Source organism: Blastococcus atacamensis (assembly GCF_002938425.1).
Classification (GTDB): domain Bacteria; phylum Actinomycetota; class Actinomycetes; order Mycobacteriales; family Geodermatophilaceae; genus Blastococcus; species Blastococcus atacamensis.
This window is the reverse complement of sequence record NZ_POQU01000073.1, coordinates 1-18,312: the sequence shown is the minus strand read 5'-3', so window position 1 is coordinate 18,312 and position 18,312 is coordinate 1. Positions and strand designations below refer to the sequence as shown.

At 73.3% G+C, this 18,312-nt stretch carries 20 protein-coding genes, 1 rRNA gene and 1 pseudogene; 13 read left to right on the top strand and 9 right to left on the bottom strand.

Annotation, left to right across the window (positions count from 1 at the left end; translation table 11 throughout):
• The first annotated feature begins 129 nt into the window (after window positions 1–129).
• Window positions 130–624 carry a PH domain-containing protein gene (locus tag C5508_RS15270; protein ID WP_232797172.1) on the top strand — a complete coding sequence of 165 codons (495 nt, stop codon included), beginning with the start codon at window positions 130–132 and terminating at the stop codon, window positions 622–624.
• The gene (locus C5508_RS15265) at window positions 621–2,096 is read left to right on the top strand and encodes a PH domain-containing protein (RefSeq protein WP_232797171.1); all 1,476 of its coding nucleotides are present in this window, start codon (window positions 621–623) and stop codon (window positions 2,094–2,096) included. The genes C5508_RS15270 and C5508_RS15265 overlap by 4 nt, the downstream gene beginning before the upstream one ends.
• Before the next feature lie 104 nt (window positions 2,097–2,200).
• On the opposite strand, the gene C5508_RS15260 is transcribed toward C5508_RS15265, so the two are convergent.
• Window positions 2,201–2,881: a response regulator gene (locus C5508_RS15260; protein ID WP_104525800.1), complete on the bottom strand. Its 681-nt coding sequence runs from the start codon at window positions 2,879–2,881 to the stop codon at window positions 2,201–2,203.
• 105 nt (window positions 2,882–2,986) lie between these two features.
• Here C5508_RS15260 and C5508_RS20530 point away from each other — a divergent pair, with 105 nt between their 5' ends.
• The 3 genes from C5508_RS20530 to C5508_RS15245 all read left to right on the top strand — a co-directional run bounded on the left by C5508_RS20530 (window position 2,987) and on the right by C5508_RS15245 (window position 5,166).
• Window positions 2,987–3,715: a sensor histidine kinase gene (locus tag C5508_RS20530; protein ID WP_104525795.1), complete on the top strand. Its 729-nt coding sequence runs from the start codon at window positions 2,987–2,989 to the stop codon at window positions 3,713–3,715.
• 231 nt (window positions 3,716–3,946) lie between these two features.
• Window positions 3,947–4,807 carry a manganese catalase family protein gene (locus C5508_RS15250; RefSeq protein WP_104525794.1) on the top strand — a complete coding sequence of 287 codons (861 nt, stop codon included), beginning with the start codon at window positions 3,947–3,949 and terminating at the stop codon, window positions 4,805–4,807.
• Window positions 4,808–4,911: 104 nt separating this feature from the next.
• A complete protein-coding gene (locus tag C5508_RS15245; protein ID WP_232797170.1) occupies window positions 4,912–5,166 on the top strand; it encodes a hypothetical protein in 255 nt (84 codons plus the stop codon).
• A 293-nt stretch (window positions 5,167–5,459) separates the two neighbouring features.
• On the opposite strand, the gene C5508_RS15240 is transcribed toward C5508_RS15245, so the two are convergent.
• Window positions 5,460–7,100, bottom strand: coding sequence for a sodium/solute symporter (locus C5508_RS15240; protein ID WP_232797169.1), 1,641 nt, complete (start codon window positions 7,098–7,100; stop codon window positions 5,460–5,462).
• The gene (locus C5508_RS15235) at window positions 7,093–7,482 is read right to left on the bottom strand and encodes a DUF485 domain-containing protein (RefSeq protein ID WP_104525798.1); all 390 of its coding nucleotides are present in this window, start codon (window positions 7,480–7,482) and stop codon (window positions 7,093–7,095) included. Before C5508_RS15235 ends, C5508_RS15240 begins: the two co-directional genes overlap by 8 nt.
• A gap of 42 nt (window positions 7,483–7,524) precedes the next feature.
• Between C5508_RS15235 and C5508_RS20750 the strand changes: the two are divergent.
• A pseudogene (locus C5508_RS20750) lies at window positions 7,525–7,860 on the top strand (Rieske 2Fe-2S domain-containing protein); the annotation flags it as partial.
• 32 nt (window positions 7,861–7,892) lie between these two features.
• On the opposite strand, the gene C5508_RS20525 reads toward C5508_RS20750, so the two are convergent.
• A complete protein-coding gene (locus C5508_RS20525) occupies window positions 7,893–8,021 on the bottom strand; it encodes a hypothetical protein (protein WP_269801791.1) in 129 nt (42 codons plus the stop codon).
• 90 nt (window positions 8,022–8,111) lie between these two features.
• Here C5508_RS20525 and C5508_RS15225 point away from each other — a divergent pair, with 90 nt between their 5' ends.
• The 3 genes from C5508_RS15225 (at window position 8,112) to C5508_RS15215 (ending at window position 10,303) form a co-directional block, all read left to right on the top strand.
• On the top strand, window positions 8,112–8,585 hold the full coding sequence (locus C5508_RS15225) for a DUF7134 domain-containing protein (protein WP_104525793.1): 474 nt from the start codon (window positions 8,112–8,114) through the stop codon (window positions 8,583–8,585).
• Window positions 8,582–8,965: an FtsX-like permease family protein gene (locus tag C5508_RS15220; protein WP_198598111.1), complete on the top strand. Its 384-nt coding sequence runs from the start codon at window positions 8,582–8,584 to the stop codon at window positions 8,963–8,965. Before C5508_RS15225 ends, C5508_RS15220 begins: the two co-directional genes overlap by 4 nt.
• A gap of 135 nt (window positions 8,966–9,100) precedes the next feature.
• Window positions 9,101–10,303 (top strand): MBL fold metallo-hydrolase, encoded by a 1,203-nt coding sequence (locus tag C5508_RS15215; RefSeq protein ID WP_104525791.1) that lies wholly within the window; start codon window positions 9,101–9,103, stop codon window positions 10,301–10,303.
• Between the two features lie 8 nt (window positions 10,304–10,311).
• Here the strand turns inward: C5508_RS15215 and C5508_RS15210 are convergent, their stop codons facing one another.
• A complete protein-coding gene (locus C5508_RS15210; protein ID WP_104525790.1) occupies window positions 10,312–11,184 on the bottom strand; it encodes a DNA-formamidopyrimidine glycosylase family protein in 873 nt (290 codons plus the stop codon).
• A gap of 206 nt (window positions 11,185–11,390) precedes the next feature.
• Between C5508_RS15210 and C5508_RS15205 the strand changes: the two genes are divergently transcribed.
• Complete coding sequence (locus tag C5508_RS15205; RefSeq protein WP_104525789.1) at window positions 11,391–12,752, top strand: cryptochrome/photolyase family protein; 1,362 nt, start codon at window positions 11,391–11,393, stop codon at window positions 12,750–12,752.
• Window positions 12,753–12,755: 3 nt separating this feature from the next.
• On the opposite strand, the gene C5508_RS15200 is transcribed toward C5508_RS15205, so the two are convergent.
• Complete coding sequence (locus C5508_RS15200; RefSeq protein WP_232797168.1) at window positions 12,756–13,223, bottom strand: DUF309 domain-containing protein; 468 nt, start codon at window positions 13,221–13,223, stop codon at window positions 12,756–12,758.
• A gap of 104 nt (window positions 13,224–13,327) precedes the next feature.
• On the opposite strand from C5508_RS15200, the gene C5508_RS15195 reads away from it, so the two are divergent.
• Together C5508_RS15195 and egtE are read left to right on the top strand one after the other, a co-directional pair.
• Window positions 13,328–13,990 (top strand): anti-sigma factor domain-containing protein, encoded by a 663-nt coding sequence (locus C5508_RS15195; protein WP_198598110.1) that lies wholly within the window; start codon window positions 13,328–13,330, stop codon window positions 13,988–13,990.
• 31 nt (window positions 13,991–14,021) lie between these two features.
• Window positions 14,022–15,155 carry an ergothioneine biosynthesis PLP-dependent enzyme EgtE gene (egtE, locus tag C5508_RS15190; protein ID WP_104525787.1) on the top strand — a complete coding sequence of 378 codons (1,134 nt, stop codon included), beginning with the start codon at window positions 14,022–14,024 and terminating at the stop codon, window positions 15,153–15,155.
• A gap of 7 nt (window positions 15,156–15,162) precedes the next feature.
• On the opposite strand, the gene C5508_RS15185 is transcribed toward egtE, so the two are convergent.
• On the bottom strand, window positions 15,163–15,465 hold the full coding sequence (locus C5508_RS15185; protein ID WP_157944114.1) for a DUF4333 domain-containing protein: 303 nt from the start codon (window positions 15,463–15,465) through the stop codon (window positions 15,163–15,165).
• Between the two features lie 73 nt (window positions 15,466–15,538).
• Window positions 15,539–17,134, bottom strand: a complete 1,596-nt coding sequence (locus C5508_RS15180; RefSeq protein ID WP_157944113.1) for a methyl-accepting chemotaxis protein — start codon at window positions 17,132–17,134, stop codon at window positions 15,539–15,541.
• Window positions 17,135–17,418: 284 nt separating this feature from the next.
• Between C5508_RS15180 and C5508_RS15175 the strand changes: the two genes are divergently transcribed.
• Entirely contained in the window at window positions 17,419–17,889 is a 471-nt protein-coding gene (locus C5508_RS15175; RefSeq protein WP_104525784.1) for a hypothetical protein, read from the top strand.
• 299 nt (window positions 17,890–18,188) lie between these two features.
• Here C5508_RS15175 and rrf read toward each other — a convergent pair.
• Window positions 18,189–18,305, bottom strand: a 5S ribosomal RNA gene (gene rrf / locus C5508_RS15170).
• Window positions 18,306–18,312 lie beyond the last annotated feature (7 nt).

Genomic DNA, 18,312 nt, shown 5'->3' with positions numbered 1-18,312 from the left:
TCAGTAGTTCGCTCAGTGTACTTTTTATCTAGTTATATTCTCATCTTCACGCTATAGTGCTCCTTGTTTTTTTGCTAGTATCCCTGGTCCACCATGCTTCGCACTATCCTCTGCCTCTGCAGCGTCAGATTGTTTTCAGGAACAGCCTGGGAACTGCCCCGGTCCGCGATCGGCCTGTGGACCGTCGAGAGCGCGATCAGCACGATCCTGCTGTGGCTGGGCATCGGCGCCTTCCTGCTGTTCGTGCCCGCGGACGCCGGCGGGCCGGTGCCGGTGCTCCGCTGGGTGCTCCCGGCGCTGGGCCTCCTCTACGCGGTCGTCGCCATCGGCATCCGCCCGCGGATCAAGCACCGGATCTACCGGTGGGAGATCACCGCCGAGGCCGCCTACACCCGCACCGGCTGGCTCACCCAGACCTGGACGCTGGTGCCGATCAGCCGCATCCAGACCGTCGACGTCACCCGCGGCGTGCTGCAGCAGATGTTCGGGCTGGCCACGGTCGCCGTCCTCACCGCGTCCAGCCAGGGCACCGTGCGCATCTGGCACCTGGAGCACCTCGTGGCCCAGCGGGTGGCCGACGACCTCGCCCGCCGGGCCGAGCTGGTCCGCGACCAGGCGACGTGACCCCGCCGCTCCTGGCGCCCGACGTGCGCCGCACCTCGTCCCGGATCGTCCTGGTGCACACCGTCACGTTCAAGCAGGCCCGGCAGCTGGTCCCGGTCCTCATCCCGATCGTGGCCGGCTTCGGCTTCGGCGGCGGGCTGACGACGGTCGCGATCCTGGCCGTCGGCATCACCGTGGTCTCGCTGGCCGCCGCCGCGCTCTCCTGGTGGCGGTTCTCCTACGCGGACGGGCCGAGCGCCGTCGTCATCACCCGGGGCCTGCTCGCCCGCTCGGTGCGCACGGTGCCCAACGACCGCATCCGGGGCGTCGAGGTCGAGGTCCCGCTGCTGCACCGCGTCTTCGGCCTGGTGCGGGTCCGCATCGACGCCGCTGCCGGCGCCGCCGGGGAGAACGAGGAGGTCGTCGTCGACGGCGTCCCCCGCGCCGAGGGCGACCGGCTGCGGGTCGCCGTCCTCACCCACCGCAGCCAGACCCCCGCGACGGGCGTCGACGAGGCGGCGCCGGAGCCCGTCGAGGAGGAGCTCTCCCGCTGGGACAACCGCTGGCTGCTCTACGCACCGCTCGTCGGCAGCTACCTCGCTCTCCCCGCCGCCGCCCTGGGCGCGCTCTCCCGCGTGCTCGACGACATCCCCGGGGATCCGCTCGAGGACGAGTTCGACATCGAGCTGCCCGCGGCCTGGGCCGTGGCTGCCGGCGCCGTCGGGGTCACACTGCTGCTCCTGGTCGCGGGATCGGTCATCGGCGCGGCCATCGTGAACTGGGGCTTCCGGCTGGTCCGGCGCGGCGGCGCGCTCGTCGCCACCCGCGGGCTCTTCACCCGCCGGCACACCGAGCTGGAGATCGACCGGGTCCGCGGGGTCAGCGTCTCCGAGGGACTCGGCATGCGCCTGGTCGGCGCCGGCCGGGCCACCGCCCTGGTCACCGGCCTGGCCGACGCCGCACGCCGCGGTCAGCTGCTGCCGCTGGGCCCGCGGGCCGAGGCGTGGTCGCTGGCCGACCTGCTGGTCGCCGACCCCGGCCCGCTCACCCCGCACCCGCCCGCGGCCCGACGACGCCGCATCGTCCGGGCCCTGGTCGGGGGACTGGCCGTCACGGCGGGCGGGCTCGTGCTCGGCATCTCCACGGGCCACTGGGAGCTCGCCGTGGCCGGTGCGGTCGGCACCGTCCTGGGTGTGCTGCTGGCCCGCAGCCTCTACGCCGCTCTCGGGCACGCCGCCGGGCCGCGCTCGTTCAGCGTCCGGCGCGGCTGGCTGGTGCGCGAGCAGGTCGTGCTCGAGCGCCGCGCGGTCATCGGCTGGCAGGTGAAGCAGTCGTGGTTCCAGCGCCGCGACGGGCTGGCCACGGTGATGGCGTGCGTGGGCGCGGGCAGCGGCGGCTACGCGGCCGTGGACATGGCCGCCGCCGAGACGCCGGCCTTCACCGCGGCCGCCTCCGCACCGTGGGCCGGCGCGCTCTCCCCTCCACGGTCCTGACGCCCGGTCGGACAACGGCACCATGGGAAGGTGAACCTTTCCTGACCCCGCGCGTGACGATCATCGGGGCGGGTAGCTGGGCTCGCGATGTCACCGCGCGGCACTCATCCGGCCAGGCCACCGGCCTGCCGTGCCGTGCCGCCCCCGCCGTCCCGGCCGAGGCCGACCCGTCCGGCCAGCGCGGCCGCCTCCACCCGGGTGGCCACGTTCAGCCGGCGCAGCAGGTGCGCCACCAGCCGCTTCGTCGTCCGCTCGGAGACGTGCAGCGTCGTGGCGATGTCCACCGTGCTGGTGCCGTCGGCGATCAGCCGCCAGAGACGCCGCTCGTCCGCGGTCAGCTGGTCGGCGATGCTCTGCTCCCCGGCCGGGGTCGCCTCGTCCAGCAGCTGCCGCAGCAGCGCCTCGGGGATCACCGACCAGCCGTCCAGCACAGCCAGCAGCGGGCGCACCAGGTGCTCGGGGTCCGCGGTCTTCGGCAGGAAGCCGGCGGCCCCGGCCCGCAGCGCCTCGATCGCCGCGTCGGCCTCCGCCAGCCCCGACAGTGCCACGACCCGCACCATCGGGTCGGCCCGCCGGATCGCCGCGATCGCCCTCGTCCCGCCCGGCGGCGGCATGTGCAGGTCCACGATCGCCACGTCCGCGTGGTGCCGCCGCACGAGCGCGGCCGCCGCCGACGCGTCGTCCGTCGTCCCCACCACCCGCACCCTGCCGCCGCTCAGCCCCGGCAGCAGCAGGGTCAGGCCCCGCGTGAACAGCTGGTGGTCGTCCACGACCACCACGTCCACCGGCGCTCCGCGTTCAGCCGTGAGCGCGCTGTCGATCTCCGACACATCTCCCCTGTCGCCGTCGTGCCCCGGCGCTGCTGACCGGATCCCCGGAAGGAGGTGCCCGTGACCCTCGCTCCTGACGTGCCGACGTCGAAGTCCAGCCACGGACTGCTCAACGATCTCGCCCGAGTGCTCCGCGCGCATCTTCCGCGCCCGCGGCGGGGCGGAACGGTCCCCCCGCCCACCACCGAGGACGCCGTCCTGCGCGCGCTCTGCCACGACATGCGCAGCCCGCTGGCCTCTCTCGAGGCGGTCCTGGGCAGCTTGGACCGGACGCCGGAGGGCGGCGCGGAACTGCTCGACCTGGCCCGGGCGCAGACGGCGCATCTCTGCTCGATGCTGCGCACCGCCGATGCGACCGCGGGTGCACCGCCCCGGGCCGGCACCCGGCTGCTCCGCGACGTGCTGCTGGCCGCCGTCGCCTCCTCCGGCCTTCCCCGGGGGAAGCTCACCGTCGAGGTGGCCGACGATGCCGGTGAGGTGCGCGTGGCCGACGCCCGGGTGGGGCGCATCCTCAGCAACCTGCTGGAGAACGCCCACCGGCACGGCGGCGGGCGTCCGGTGCTGCTGCGGGTGGGCCGGCAGCGGGGCTGGGTGGACCTGTCGCTGACCCAGGCCGGTGTTCCCACGGGCCGGGTGGTGGGCCACCTCAGCCGAACCGAGCCCCCGCTGGACCTGACCGGGCTGGGGTTGTGGTCGGTGTGCCGGCAGACCCGGGAGCTCGGCGGCCGGATCGTGTGGGCGGGCAACAGCCAGGCGTTCACGCTCACCGTGCAGCTCCCCGACAGATGACAACGTCGTCCTCCGGACGACACCGCGGCCAGGTGCCGTCCCGGCCTGTGCTGAGCGCCTCCGTCGCGCCTGCGCGGAACCCTCCGGGCCCCACTCGGCACGACAGAGCAGGTCGGCCCCTGCGGGCCAGCGGTCGGCACCGTCGGGCCATCGGGCGGGGGCATCTCCTCGGTGTCACCGCAGCAGCGGCGGCGCGACAGCACAGGAACGACCGAGCACCAGGGAGCACCGATGTTCACGCACACCCACGCTCTGCAGTACGAGGCCAAGCCCGACGGCCCTGACCCGGACTTCGCCCGCAAGATGCAGGAGGTCCTCGGCGGTCAGTGGGGCGAGATGACCGTCGCCACCCAGTACCTGCTGCAGGGCTGGAACTGCCGGCTCCCCGGCAAGTACAAGGACCTCCTCCTCGCCATCGGCACCGAGGAGCTGGCCCACGTCGAGATGATCGTGACGATGATCGACCGGCTGCTCGACCACATCCCGCTCAAGCCCGACGCCGCCGACCGCACCAAGGAGGCGGCCGCCGGGTACGGCCAGCACAACCCGCAGCACGCGATCGTCAACGGTGCCGGCGCCTCGTACATGGACTCCATGGGCAATCCCTGGACCGGCGCGTACGTGACCGCAAGCGGCAATCTGTACGCCGACTTCATGTACAACGCCACGGCCGAGATGCAGGGCCGGCTGCAGGTCGCCCGGCTCTACAACATGACCGACGACCCGGGCGTGAAGGACATGCTGCGGTTCCTCATCACCCGGGACCACTACCACCAGCAGCAGTGGCTGGCCGCGCTCGAGGAGCTCAAGGCCGACGGGCTGGAGAACGTGCCGGTGCCCGAGGCGTTCCCGTTGGAGGAGGAGGTCGGCGACCTCGGCTACGTGTTCATCGACGCCTCCGACGGCCCCGACGCCGCCGCCGGCCGCTGGGCCTCCGGCCCTTCGATCGACGGCCGCGGCACCTTCTCGGCCCGCCCGATCGAGGCCACCGCCGACGCCCCGATCCTGCCCCCGGGCGACCCGCGGCTGTTCCCGACGCCGCAGATGGAGGGTCAGTCGATGCTGCAGAAGGCCAAGGACATGCTCAAGTAGGCCCTGGCCTACCCCCCGTTTGCGCCGTCGCCGTGCCGGTGGCCGCCCCTCGCGGGTGCGGCCGCCGGCCCGGCGGGCCCACAACCGAGAAGAAGGTCCTCGCCGTGCACCCGTTCCTGCACCTGCGCCTGCCCCACCTGCCGCTCGCCGCCGTCCTGCTGTCGGTGGTCTACGCCGCCGCCATCGCCGTTGCCCTGGCCCATCCGGGCCGTCCGACGCTGGGCGGGATGGTCGTCCTCGCCGGGCTCACCGCCCGCTGGGCGCTGCGCCACCGTCAGCGCGCCGTCACCCTCGCCGCCGTGCCCGCTCCCGCCGTCCCCACCGCGGAGCCCGCCGCGGCCCCGGCGGCCGCCGCCTGAATCCGCACGTGCCGGGGGATGTCGTATCGCTGCCGGGCCCGCCGTCGACCGCGCATCCGGCTGCTCCACCGCGCACCTGACGCACCGATGGGCACCGACCTCACTCCCGGCACGCCGTCCGCACGCTCGACCGTGTGGACGGCGGCCCCCCGCGAGGTCCCGCCCCCGGGGCGACGGCCCCGCGAACGCGCGAGGCGCGCGCCCCCGAAGGGACGCGCGCCTGGCGAGATGCTGGAACTGGCCCCCGTGCAGGGTCCCGCCCCGAGCGGAGCGAGGGGCGCGGGGGTCCTTCCTCAGTGGGCGACGGCCTTCTCCGCGCCGATGCCGGTGAGGGCCCGCACCTCGAGCTCGGCGTTCTTGAGCTGGTCGGGCTTCTCCTTGGACAGCTTGCTGCCCAGCCAGCCGAGGAAGAACGACAGCGGGATGGACACCAGGCCCGGGTTGTTCAGCGGGAACCAGGAGAAGTCGACGTCCTGGAGGAGCGAGGTGCTCTTCCCGGTCGTCGCGTTCAGCGGACCACCCGAGACCACCGGCGAGAAGGCGATCAGGACCAGGCAGGCGATCAGCCCGCCGTAGATCGACCACAGCGCGCCCTGGGTGGTGAACTTCTTCCAGAACAGCGTGTAGATGATCGTGGGCAGGTTGGCCGACGCCGCGATCGCGAAGGCCAGGGCCACCAGGAACGCGATGTTCAGGCCGGCCTGCAGCGCCAGGATGCCCAGTCCGATCGAGATCGCGCCGATGACGACCGCGGTGATCCGGGCGACCTTGACCTCGCCGTTGCCGGTGACCTTCCCCTTCTTGATCACCGAGGCGTAGACGTCGTGGGCGAACGACGCCGACGCCGTGATGGTCAGGCCCGCGACCACCGCCAGGATCGTGGCGAAGGCGACGCCGGCGATGATGCCGAGCAGCACCGTGCCACCCAGTTCGAAGGCCAGCAGCGGGGCCGCCGCGTTGACCGCACCCGGGGCGCCGAGGATGCGCTCCGGGCCGACCAGCGCACCGGCGCCGTAGCCGATCACCAGGCTGAACAGGTAGAAGATGCCGATCAGCCAGATGGCCCAGACCACCGACTTCCGCGCGTCCTTGGCCGTCGGCACCGTGTAGAAGCGCATCAGCACGTGCGGCAGGCCCGCGGTGCCGAGCACCAGGGCCAGGCCGAGCGAGACGAAGTCCAGCTTGGAGACGTTCGTGGCGCCGTACTGCGCGCCGGGCTTGGTGACGTCGCGGCCCTCGACGGCCATGTCCTGCGCCCCGCCGAGCAGCGCGGACAGGTTGAAGCCGTACTTGCCGAGCACCCACAGGGTCATCACGAGCGCGCCGATGATCAGCAGCGAGGCCTTGATGATCTGCACGTAGGTGGTGCCGCGCATGCCGCCGACCAGCACGTAGAAGATCATCAGCGCGCCGACGATGGTGACGACGATGGCCTGCGCGGCCTCGCCGGTCACCCCGAGCAGCAGGGTGACCAGGCCACCGGCACCGGCCATCTGCGCCAGCAGGTAGAAGAGCGAGACGACGAGCGTCGAGATCGCCGCCGCCATGCGCACCGGCCGCTGCCGCATCCGGAAGGCCAGGACGTCGGCCATCGTGAACCGGGCGGTGTTGCGCATCAGCTCGGCGACCAGGAGCAGGGCGACCAGCCAGGCCACGAGGAAGCCGATGGAGTACAGGAAGCCGTCGTAGCCGTAGACGGCGATGGCGCCGGCGATGCCCAGGAAGGACGCGGCCGACAGGTAGTCACCGGCGATGGCCAGGCCGTTCTGGGTGCCGCTGATGTTTCGGCCGGCGGCGTAGTAGTCCGCCGCGCTCTTGTTGTTGCGGCTGGCCTTGAAGGTGATGGCCAGGGTGATGAGGACGAAGCCCCCGAAGATCGCGATGTTGATCGTGGGGTTGCCGATCGTGCTGTCGGCGGCCATCAGGTCAGGCACGGGTGGCCCCTCCGGTCGTCTCGTGGGTGCCGGTGCCGGGTGCGAAGTCGTGGCGCTCGAGCCGCTCGCGCATCTCGTCGGAGATCGGGTCGGTCCGCTTGTTCGCGTGCGCCACGTACAGGTGCGTGATCACGAACGTGGTGAGGAACTGGCCGAGGCCGAGCAGGATGCCGAGGTTGACGTTGCCGAAGACCTGGGTGGACATGAAGTCCGGCGCGTAGGTCGAGAGCAGGACGTAGAGCAGGTACCAGGCCAGGAACGCGAAGGTCATCGGGAAGGCGAAGCGGCGGAAGCGGCGCTTGAGCTCGGCGAACTCCGGGGAGTTCTGCGCCTCGAGGTACTCCTCGGGCGTCAGCGCCCGCCGGTCTGGAGGTGGGGTCACGCGGCCCTCCACAGGGGGTCGGGGTGTGGTCGGCGTCACTGTATGGGCTACCAGCCGGTACGAGGTCACGGCCGGGACAAGGTTTTGCACGATCGATCGACACGAGCAGCACCCCGGAACCGAGGTCCGGCGACGTCCTCGAGCGCCCTCGACGGGCTGGTCGCCGTGGCCCGCCTCGCCGACGTCGGGACGACGCCGCTCCCGGTGGGTGCAGAGGGACGCCTACGTCGTGGTCCGGCTGCGTGCCGCAGGGGGACGTTCGCGGCCCGGTGCCCGCACCGCCTGCTGCCGCTGGCGGCCGGCCGCGTCGAGGACGAGCGACCGGTCCACCCCGCCCACCGATGGCGGTTCGACGGCGCCGGCCGGTGCACGCAGGTGCCCTCGTCGGCCGAGCGGCTGCCGCCTGGGGTTCACTCGTCCGGCAGCGCCTCCCCGCACGCCGGGCACCGCGTCGGCGGGTCCTCGTCGGCCACCCGCCCGCAGGCCGGGCACACCCTGCGCAGCAGGCAGGCGGAATCGCCGCCCTCGTCCTCGGTCACGGCGGGTTCCTACCCTCCGCCCAGGGGAGGACGCACATCTCCCCCTGCGGGACGACGAGATTCGGCGTCGTTCCTCCTAGGGTCGTCGGCGTGGCCCGGCCCCTGGAGCGTCTGACGGAGTGGACGCGGGAGCGCCCGTTCGTCGTCGACGCCGCGCTGGCCGCCGCCGTCTGCTTGCTCACCGTGTTCCTGCCCGCCACGGGCTACACGCCCTACGAGGACGCCGCCCTCGCCGTCGGGCTGCTGCTCACGGCGCCGCTCGCCTGGCGCCGCACGGCGCCGGTGCCGGCGGCAGCCGTGGTGATCGGCGCCAGCCTGCTGGAACTCGTCGTCGTGCCGGAGTTCCTGCCGGCCAACGTCGCGGCGCTCATCACGGTCTACTCGCTCGCGGCCTACGCCCCACGGTGGGCGGGCCGGGGCGGCCTCGCCGTCGGCCTGCTCGGCGCGGTGCTGGCGGCGCTGCGCTACTACGCCCCTGTCGCCAGTGACGGCCTCATCCCGGCCACGCTGTCGATCGGGGTCGCCGTCGTCGCCGCCTGGGCGCTGTCATGCTGCTGGTCGTGACCGGGCTGATGGCAGTCGCGGTCGTGATCGCCGTCATCGGGGTGGGCAACACGCTCGCGTTGTCGGTGGTCGAGCGGCGGCAGGAGAACGGGCTGCTGAGGGCTCTCGGGCTCACCCGCGGGCAGCTGCGCGGGCTGCTGGCCTGGGAGGCGGTGCTGGTCGCCGGCGTGGCCGCGGTGCTCGGCGTCCTCCTGGGTGGCAGCTATGGGCTGATCGGGGCCGCGACGGTGCTCGGCGATGTCGGGGTGGTCGTGCTCGACGTGCCATGGCTGCAGATCGGGGCCATCGTCGTCGTCGCCACGCTGGCCGGGCTGCCGGCCTCGGTCCTGCCGGCCCGCCGGGCCGCACGCACCGCCCCGGTGGCCGCCATCGCCGCCTGACCATCGTGATCAGGTCTGCTGATCATTCCGGGTCCTGGCTCACGATCAGCGGTGAGCCAGGACCCCGAATGATCAGGTCGCCTGATCATTCCGGGTCACAGCGGCGGCACAGCCACAACTGGGACACTGGGACCCGTGCCGTCCCGAACCCTCCGCCGTGCCGCCGTCGCCACCCTCCTCGCCGGCCCGGTGGGCTTCGTGACCGCCGCCGCCTGGGGCCTCCCCCGGGCGCTGGGCGCACACCGCCGCAGGCTGCAGCGCGTGGTCGCCGGCTCCCCTCAGTTCTCCGACGGCAAGTTCCACAACCGGCTGCCGACGCCGGCGCTGTCACCGGCCAACACCCGGGACGGCCTGCTCCGGCAGTGGCACGAGGAGCGGCACGTCGGGCTGCCGGGCGGGCCCATCCCGCTGGCACACGCGGAGCTCCCGGTCGACGCCGCCGAGCTCGCCGTCACCTGGTTCGGGCACGCCAGCGCCCTGCTGGAGATCGACGGGCAGCGGGTGCTGCTCGACCCGGTCTGGGGCTACCGCGTCTCGCCGTCGCCCGTCTTCGGGCCCACCCGGCTGCACGAGCCGCCGGTGGAGCTCGACGAGCTGCCCCCGGTCGACGCCGTGCTCATCTCGCACGACCACTACGACCACCTCGACCTCCCCACGGTCCAGGCGCTGCTGCGCACGCAGACCGCACCCTGGGTGGTCCCGCTGGGCATCGGGGAGCACCTGCGCAAGTGGGGCGTGCCGGACGAGCGGATCGTGGAGCTCGACTGGGACGGCGAGCACCACATCGGCCGGCTCACGCTCACCTGCACCGAGGCGCGGCACTTCTCCGGCCGCTACTTCTACCGGGACACGACGCTGTGGGCGTCCTGGGCGGTGACCGGTCCCCGGCACCGGGTGTTCTTCGGGGGCGACACCGGCTACACGCCGGCGTTCGCCGAGATCGGTGCCCGGCTGGGCCCCTTCGACCTCACCCTGCTGCCGATCGGCGCCTACAACGACGCCTGGCACGCTATCCACATGGATCCGGAGGAGGCCGTGCGGGCGCACGGGGACCTCGGCGGCGGGATCCTGCTCCCGATCCACTGGGCGACCTTCAACCTGGCGTTCCACCGCTGGGCCGAGCCGGTGCAGCGGCTGCTGGCAGCCGCCGGACCGCGCGGCATCGAGGTCGCCGTCCCGCAGCCCGGCGAGCGGATCGACGTCCTGGACCCGCCGCCGTTGCGCGACTGGTGGACCGCGGTCGGCTCGGCTGCTCCGGAGTCCGCCCAGGACGCCGGAGTGCGCTCGTCGGTGCTGGTCCGGGCCTTCACCCGGCTGCTGTCGACGCTGCCCGGATAGCGGGCCGGCTACCGGAGCAGCTTGGACATCCGCCGGTCGGCCAGCGGCTTGCCGCCGGTCTGGCAGGTGGGGCAGTACTGCAGCGAGGTGTCGGCGAAGCTCACCTCGCGCACGGTGTCGCCGCAGACCGGGCACGGCAGGCCGGTGCGGGCGTGCACCCGCAGGCCCGAGCGCTTCTCGCCCTTCAGCGTGGCCGCCTTCTGGCCCCGCTGGCGGTCCAGCGCCTCGGTCAGCGTCGTCCGCAGCGCATCGAAGAGACGGACCAGTTCGTCGTCGTTGAGCTTGTCGGCACCCTTGAACGGCGAGAGCCGCGCGGCGTGCAGGATCTCGTCGGAGTAGGCGTTGCCGATGCCGGCGATCAGCGTCTGGTCGGTGAGCGCGCCCTTGAGCTGCCCGCTGCGCCCGGCCATCAGCCGCGCGAAGTCCTCCCGGTCGACCGCCATGGCGTCGGGGCCGAGCCGGGCGATGCCGGGCACCTCGGCCGGCGACCGCACGACGTAGATTGCGAGGCCCTTGCGGGTGCCCTGCTCGGTGAGGTCGAAGCCGGGGGCGGGCGGGTCCGTGTCCAGCGGCGCGAGGTGGACCCGCAGCGCGAGCGGCCCCTTGCCGGGCTTCGGCGGGGCGGGAGGCAGGTTGTCCCGCCAGTGCAGCCAGCCGGCCCGCGCCAGGTGGACGACGAGGTGGATGCCGGAGACGTCGAGGTCGAGGAACTTGCCGTGCCGGCCGACGCCGGTGATCTCCAACCCGCCGAGCGCGGACAGCGGCGGGTCGAAGGTCTTGATCGCCTGGACGGCGGCGAGGTCAGCACGCGCGAGGACGCGGCCGACGGCGTTCTCCTGGAGGAACGCGGCCAGCGCCTCCACCTCGGGCAACTCGGGCACCCGACCATGATCACCCCTGCGCGCGGCGAGCGCCGTCCCCGATCAGGGGACTTTCGGTACCGGAGGTCCCCGCAGGCGCGGTCCCCCGTCCGCTCCTAGTAGGTCTCAACCAGCGGACCTGGCTGCAGAAGTGCTTCCCCGCCGGCGGCTCGGGCACCTGATCTTGCTTCAGAACCGATCAGGTACATCCCCATTAGGCTCGCTGGATGCCTGCCGCGCTGCTCTGGTTCCGCCGGGACCTGCGGCTGCGGGACCACCCCGCGCAGCTGGCGGCCGCCGACGCGGCGGACGGCGACGTCGTTCCGGTGTTCGTGTTCGACGACCGGCTGTGGGGTCCCTCCGGCGATCCGCGTCGCCGCTTCCTGCTCGACTGCCTGGCCCGGCTGGACGACGACCTCGGCGGCGCCCTCGTGCTGCGGCACGGCGCCCCGGAACGCGTGCTGCCGGCGCTGGCCGGCGAGGTCGGCGCGACGTCGGTGCACGTGAGCGCGGACGCCGGCCCCTACGGACGGCAGCGGGACGAGGCGGTGGAGCGAGCGCTGGGCGACGTGCCGCTGGTGCGCACCGGTTCGCCGTACGCGGTGACGCCGGGGCGGATCACCAAGCGCGACGGGACGCCGTTCCGTGTCTACTCCCCCTTCGCCCGGGCCTGGCGGGAGCACGGCTGGCGCGCACCGGCGTCCTCCCCCGACGGCGTGCGGTGGCGGCACGGCGTCCCCTCCGAGGACCCGTCGCCCGCTCCGGGCCTGCGCGGCGTCGAGCTGCTCCCGGCCGGGGAGGCCGCGGCGCTGGCCGCGTGGGAGAGCTTCCGCGACGAACGGCTGCTCGGGTACGCCGACGGGCGCAGCGTGCCCGCCGGTCAGGGCACCAGCCGCATGTCGGCCTACCTGAAGTACGGCTGCATCCATCCGCGCACGCTGCTGGCCGACCTGGCCGCCGTCGAGCAGACCGAGTCGGTGCGCCGCTACACCGACGAGCTGGCCTGGCGGGACTTCTACGCCGATGTGCTGTGGCACCGGCCGGAATCCGCCCGCGAGTACCTCAAGCCGGAGCTGCAGGCGATGGGCTACGACAGCGGCCCCTCCGCCGAGGAGCTGGTCGCCGCGTGGAAGGCCGGCCGCACGGGCTTTCCGATCGTCGACGCCGGCATGCGCCAGTTGGTGGGCGAGGCCTACGTGCACAACCGGGTGCGGATGATCGTCGCGTCGTTCCTGGTCAAGGACCTGCACCAGGAGTGGACGCTCGGGGCGCGGTACTTCATGGAGCACCTGGTCGACGGCGACCTGGCCAGCAACAACCACGGCTGGCAGTGGGTGGCCGGAACCGGCACCGACGCCTCGCCCTACTACCGGATCTTCAACCCGATCACCCAGGGCAAGAAGTTCGACCCCGACGGCGTCTACGTGAAGCGGTGGGTCCCGGAGCTGCGTGACCTCGACCCGGCACACGTGCACGAGCCGTGGACGGCGCCCGGCGGGATCCCGGCCGGCTATCCCGCGCCGGTGGTCGACCACGCGCACGAGCGCCAGGTCGCCCTGGACCGGTACGCCCGCGCGCGGGCGGGCTGAGGATCATCCGCGCAGCCGCGGCGCGCCGCGGGCGGGATCGCGTCCGTCGACGGGTGAGGCGGCCAGCCGGCGCGCCCAGGTGACCAGTCCCGCGACGTCCACGCCGTGCGGACGACGGTCGGCGTAGGGCGCGACGTTGCCGGCGCCCCGGTCCAGCAGCGTCGTAGCGCCGGGGTCGTTCCCGCGGGCGGCGTGCGTCAGCCCGACGGCGAGCTGGGCCAGCCCGCGCCACAGCTGCCGTTCCTCCTCGGGCGCGGACTTCCAGGCGTCCTCGAGCACCTCGTGCGCGTGGAAGGGCCGCCCCGCGTCGAGGAGCGCCTGCGCCTCGGCCAGCGCCACGGCCGGTTCCCGGACGATGCCCTCGGGCGCACGGTCCTCGCCGACGGCGCCGTGCGGCAGCGGCCGGCCCAGCGCGTCGCGCGGACGCGCGTTGCGCGCCCTTCCCTCGGCGTCCCGGTCCCGGTGCTGCACCCGGCCATCCTCCCGGTGCCGCCGGGACGACGCGACCTGCATCCAGCAGGGTTCCCGCGGGCGAAGCAGGGGGTGGAAATCCGGAGCGAAGAGGACGGCACGCCATGAGTGAGCTGCTCGTCTCGCCACCGCCGCCGCCCAGTAGCGTCCTGGTCGTGCGCGACGACCCCACGGCCCCCCTCGGCGCCGTGGACCCCGACGACGCCGAGATCGGCCGCCGCTTCGCAGCAGGGGACGAGCAGGCCCTCGCGCTCGCCTACCAGCGCTGGTCCGGTCAGGTGCACGGCATGGCGGTGCGCGCCTTCGGCCCCGGCCCCGATGCCGAGGACGTCACCCAGCAGAGGCGCGGCCTCGTGCTGGTTGCCGCCGCGGCCGTCGCCGGAGCCGTGCTGGGCGCCGGGGTCACCGCCCTGGTTCGCGGGGACGACGCCACCGAGCCCGTCACCGCCGTCGCCCTCGACGCGCTCACCGACGAGCAGGCGACGGGGCGGGCCGAGGTCGTCGTGCGCGAGGACGACTCCCGCGCCCTGCAGGTCGACCTGGACGCCCCAGCCCTGGAGGACGAGTACTACGAGCTGTGGCTGATCGAGCCCGACGTCGTCGACATGGTCTCGCTCGGCGTCCTCCGGCCCGGCACGCAGACCTTCGAGCTGCCCGCCGCCCTGGACCTGGGGGAGTTCCCGCTCGTCGACGTCTCGGTCGAGCCGATCGACGGGGACCCGACCCACTCCGGGGTGTCGGTGGCACGCGGCGAACTCGACAGCTGACGCCACAACCGCGTCGCCTAGCGTTCACCCTGTGACCGCCCCGCACCAGGACCGCCTTCCCTCCGAGGAACTGGGCGCCTCCTGGCGCTCGGTCCGTCCGCGGCCGGCGGGCCGGCACCTGGACAGCGCCGCGTCCAGCCGGCAGACGCACCGCGCCCTCGAGGCGGCGGCGCACCACGCGCGCTACGAGGCCGAACTGGGCGGCTACGTCGCCGAGGCGACGGCCGACGACCTGCTCCAGCAGGGGCGCAGCATCCTCGGCGGCCTGGTCGGCATGGCGGCCGCGGACGTGGCCTTCGTGGAGTCCGCCCAGGCGGCACTGGCCGCGCTCCTCGGCGGCTGGCGCCTCCCGGCGGGGTCGCGGGTGGCCTGCCTGCCCGGGGAGTACGCGCCCAACATCGCCCAGCTCCGGGCGGTGGGCCTGCGGCCCGAGCCCTTGCCGGTCGACGGGCTCGGCCGCGCGGACCTGGACGGCGTCGCGCGACTGCTGGCCACCGATCCCCCACGTTTCGTGCTGCTGACCCACATCGGCAGCCACCGCGGACTGCTGCAGCCGGCCCGGGAGGTCGCCGCGCTGTGCCGGGAGGCCGGGGTGCCTCTCGTGCTCGACGCCGCCCAGTCCCTCGGCCACGTCGACGTCGACCTGGGCGCCGACGCCGTCTACAGCACCTCGCGCAAGTGGCTGGCAGGGCCGCGCGGCGTCGGCATGCTGTTCGTCCGCCCCGCCCTGGCCGCCGAGCTGGTGCCGGTGCTGCCCGAGCCCGAGGGCGTGCCACCGATGCGGGCGTTCGAGTCGGGCGAGGCCCACGTCGCGGGGCGCATCGGTCTCGTCGTCGCCACCGGGGAGCACCTGGCGGCGGGCCCGGACGCCGTCCGCGAACGGCTGGCCGCGCTGGGCCGGTGCACCCGCGAGCTGCTGGACGGGGTCGCGGGCTGGCGGGTGGTCGAGCCCGTCGACGAGCCCACCGCCACCACCACGCTCCTGCCGCCGGACGGCGTCGACGTCGTCGAGACCCGGAGCCGGCTGCTGACCGAGCACGGCATCGTGCTCAGCGCGATCGGCCCGGAGCGCGCCCCGGGGGAGATGACGGGCCCGGTGCTGCGTGTCTCGCCGCACCTGGACAGCACCGTGGAGGACCTGGAAGCGCTCGCCGCGGCCCTCTGAGCCGCCGTCAGCCGGTCGGCTCGTCGTCCACCTGGACGTCGAGGTCCAGCACGTCGCCGTCGACGGCGGTGACCCGGACGGTGACGCCGTACTCCTGCCCCTCCCCCTCGGGCGCGAGCACGCACCGCAGCTCGACACCCACCTCGGCGGCGGGCTCTGCGGGGCAGCGGACCTCCGACGCCACGCCCGTCCGCTCCTCGAGCATGCGCTCCGCCTCCGCCGCCACCTGGGCACCGGTCGCAGGATCGGCACCGCAGCCGGTCAGGACCAGCCCAGCGCCGACGAGGGCGATCACGGCACGGCGGGGCACCCGGTCACCGTAACGCCGACGCGCCGCCCACCACCCCGAGGGCAGTGGACGGCGCGCGGTCGTGGGAGATGGGTCAGACGGTGAACTGCCCGACCTGCTCGCGGAGTTCACCGGCGCGGCCGGCGAGCTCCTCGGCCAGCCGGCGCGACTCGTCGATGCGCCCCGCGCTGGTCTCCGACGACGAGGCGACGGCCTCGGCGCCGGTGGCGATGTCCTGGCTCCCGCGAGCGGCGGTGCCGATGCTGCGGTCGATCTCCGCGGCGGCGGCCGTCTGCTGCTCGACCGCCGCGGCAATCGTGGTCTGCAGAGCACTGATCTTGTCGACCGTCAGCCCGATCTGGCCGATCGCGCGGACCGCCTCGCCGGAGTCGGACTGGATCGCCTGGATGCGCTGCGCGACGTCCTCGGTGGCCTTCGCCGTCTCCTGGGCCAGCTCCTTGACCTCGGTCGCCACGACGGCGAACCCCTTGCCGAGTTCCCCGGCGCGGGTCGCCTCGATGGTGGCGTTGAGCGCCAGCAGGTTGGTCTGCTCGGCGATACCGGTGATGACCTTGATGACGTTGCCGATCTCCACCGAGGAGTTGCCCAGCTGCGCGAGGGTGTCGTTGGTGCTCGACACGATCCGCACGGCCTCGTCGGCGACCGATGCCGCCTGCTGCGCGGAGCTGGAGATCTCGCGGATCGAGGAGCTCCTCTCCTGGGCGCCGGTGGCCACCTGGGCCACGTTGCCCGAGACGCCGGCAGCGGTCTGCGAGACCGACTGCGCATGGGCGGCGCCGGCCCGCGAGGCGTCGACGACGTCCGCTGTGGCCCGGCTCAGGTCGTCGACGAGCGCGGTCATGGAGGCGGCCGAGGCCACCACTCCGGTGACCATCTCGCGCATCCGGTGCACACCCTGGGACAGGGCGGCCCCGAGCTGACCGAGCTCGTCCTCGGAGTCGTCCTCGAGGACATGCGACAGGTCGCCCCGGGCGAGCGCCTCGGCGACCTGACGCGCCAGCGCGATCCGGCGGCGGATGTTGCGGGCGATGGCGATGCCGAGCCCGACGGCCAGCGCGGTCCCGACGGCGAGGAGGACGAGGGTCAACAGGCGGGCGGTGTCGAAGGAGTCGGCGATCGCGGCGCGGTTCTTCTTCTCGTCGGCCACGAGCGCGTCCTTCATGTCCGACACGTCGGCCTGGAACGTCAGGTAGGCCGCCGTGGCGGCGTTGCCCAGGGTCTGCGCGTTCGGGGCGCCGGAGGCCGTCGCCGCCCGGTAGGCCGCGTCCTTCTCCGCCATGTCGGTCCAGTCCGCGGCGAGCAGATCCGCCTGGTCCTGGAGCTCGGCCGGGGTGTTCTTGCGCAGCTGCTCGATGTCGGCATCGGTGGCGGCCTTCGACTCCTGCTGGAGGCCGCTCTGGAGCTGCGCGGTCTCCATCTGCCCCTGGGAGGCACCGAGGGCGGCGACGAGGCCGTGGACGGAGTAGGCCTGGAAGTCGGCGGTGAGCTTCTGCAGGTCGGCGAGCGGGAGGACGTCACGGGCAGCGGACTCCTCCACCTGCTCGTGGATCGAGGACATCTGCCCGACGTTGATGAGGCCGAGGGCCACCATGACGGCGGCGACGCCGAGGAAAGCGGCCAGCAGCCGCGTGCGGACGCTGCGTCGTAGCGCAGCAGGGGTGAGGGACAAGACAAGCTCCGAGATCACAAGAAGGAACTCATCCTGTATCGGCACGATTCCGGCCGGATGCGACAGACGGCGCACGCCGTGCCGGCCACGGTTGCACGTCCGCCTCGACAGCCTCCATGGTCCATTACATGAGTAATGAACCCAGGGGCCTGCGAGACCCTGGTGCCCTGTGGACGGCGGCGTGAAGCTCCGCCGACGACGCCGACACCGGCGGGCTGGCAGCCCTCTACATCGTCGTCCTGGTCACCTTCGCCCAGGTTCCGACGCAGCTGCTGCCGCTCGCGATGGGCGCAGGGATCAGCCGGCGCACGTTCTTCCTCGGCACCGCTGTCTTCGCCATGGCACTGTCCGCCGCCTACGCCCTGATCCTGACCGTGCTCGCCGCGGCCGAGAACGCCACGGACGGCTGGGGGCTCTCGCTCTACTTCTGGTCACCTGGCGGGATCGTCGTCGAGAACCCGGCGCTCCTCGCCCTCATCCACTGCACCCTCCTGGTCCTGGCCGCGACCGTGGGGCTGGGCGCTGGTGCGATCTACAAGCGCTGGGGGACGACGGGCATCTACGTCGCATCCGCCGCCATCGTCGTCCTCGGGGGCGCCGGCATGGCCCTGATCGGCAGCCTCGACTCGTGGGGCACGGTGTTCGACTGGTTCGGTGCGCAGCCCGCGAGCGTGGTCGCCGTTGGCATACCGCTGGTTCTCGTCGTCCTGCTGGGGGCACTCACCCACGCCACGATCAGGCGAGCCGTCCCCTGAGCACCTGACCCCGCCCATCAGGCCCTGCTCCGTCACGTGACGGACCAGGGCCTGACCATGTGCCCGAGCCGGAGTACACGCCTCGGCATCGCGCCGTCTTCACGAGCGGGCCCGGCGGAATTCAGCGTCCAGCCTGCGGGCCATTCATCCCCTCGAGCACCGACAGTCGGAATGTCTGGACGCGGCACCCCGAGCGCCGCCGGTCGTGGCCTGCTGTGCCCATGAGGCCAACGACGGCGGTGTCATCGGGGAATGACGAAGGGCCCCAGCCTGGCGGCTGGGGCCCTTCGTGAATGGTTGTCCGGCGGCGTCCTACTCTCCCACCCCGTCTCCAGGGCAGTACCATCGGCGCTGAGAGGCTTAGCTTCCGGGTTCGGAATGTTACCGGGCGTTTCCCTCTCGCCATGGCCGCCGTAACTCTGT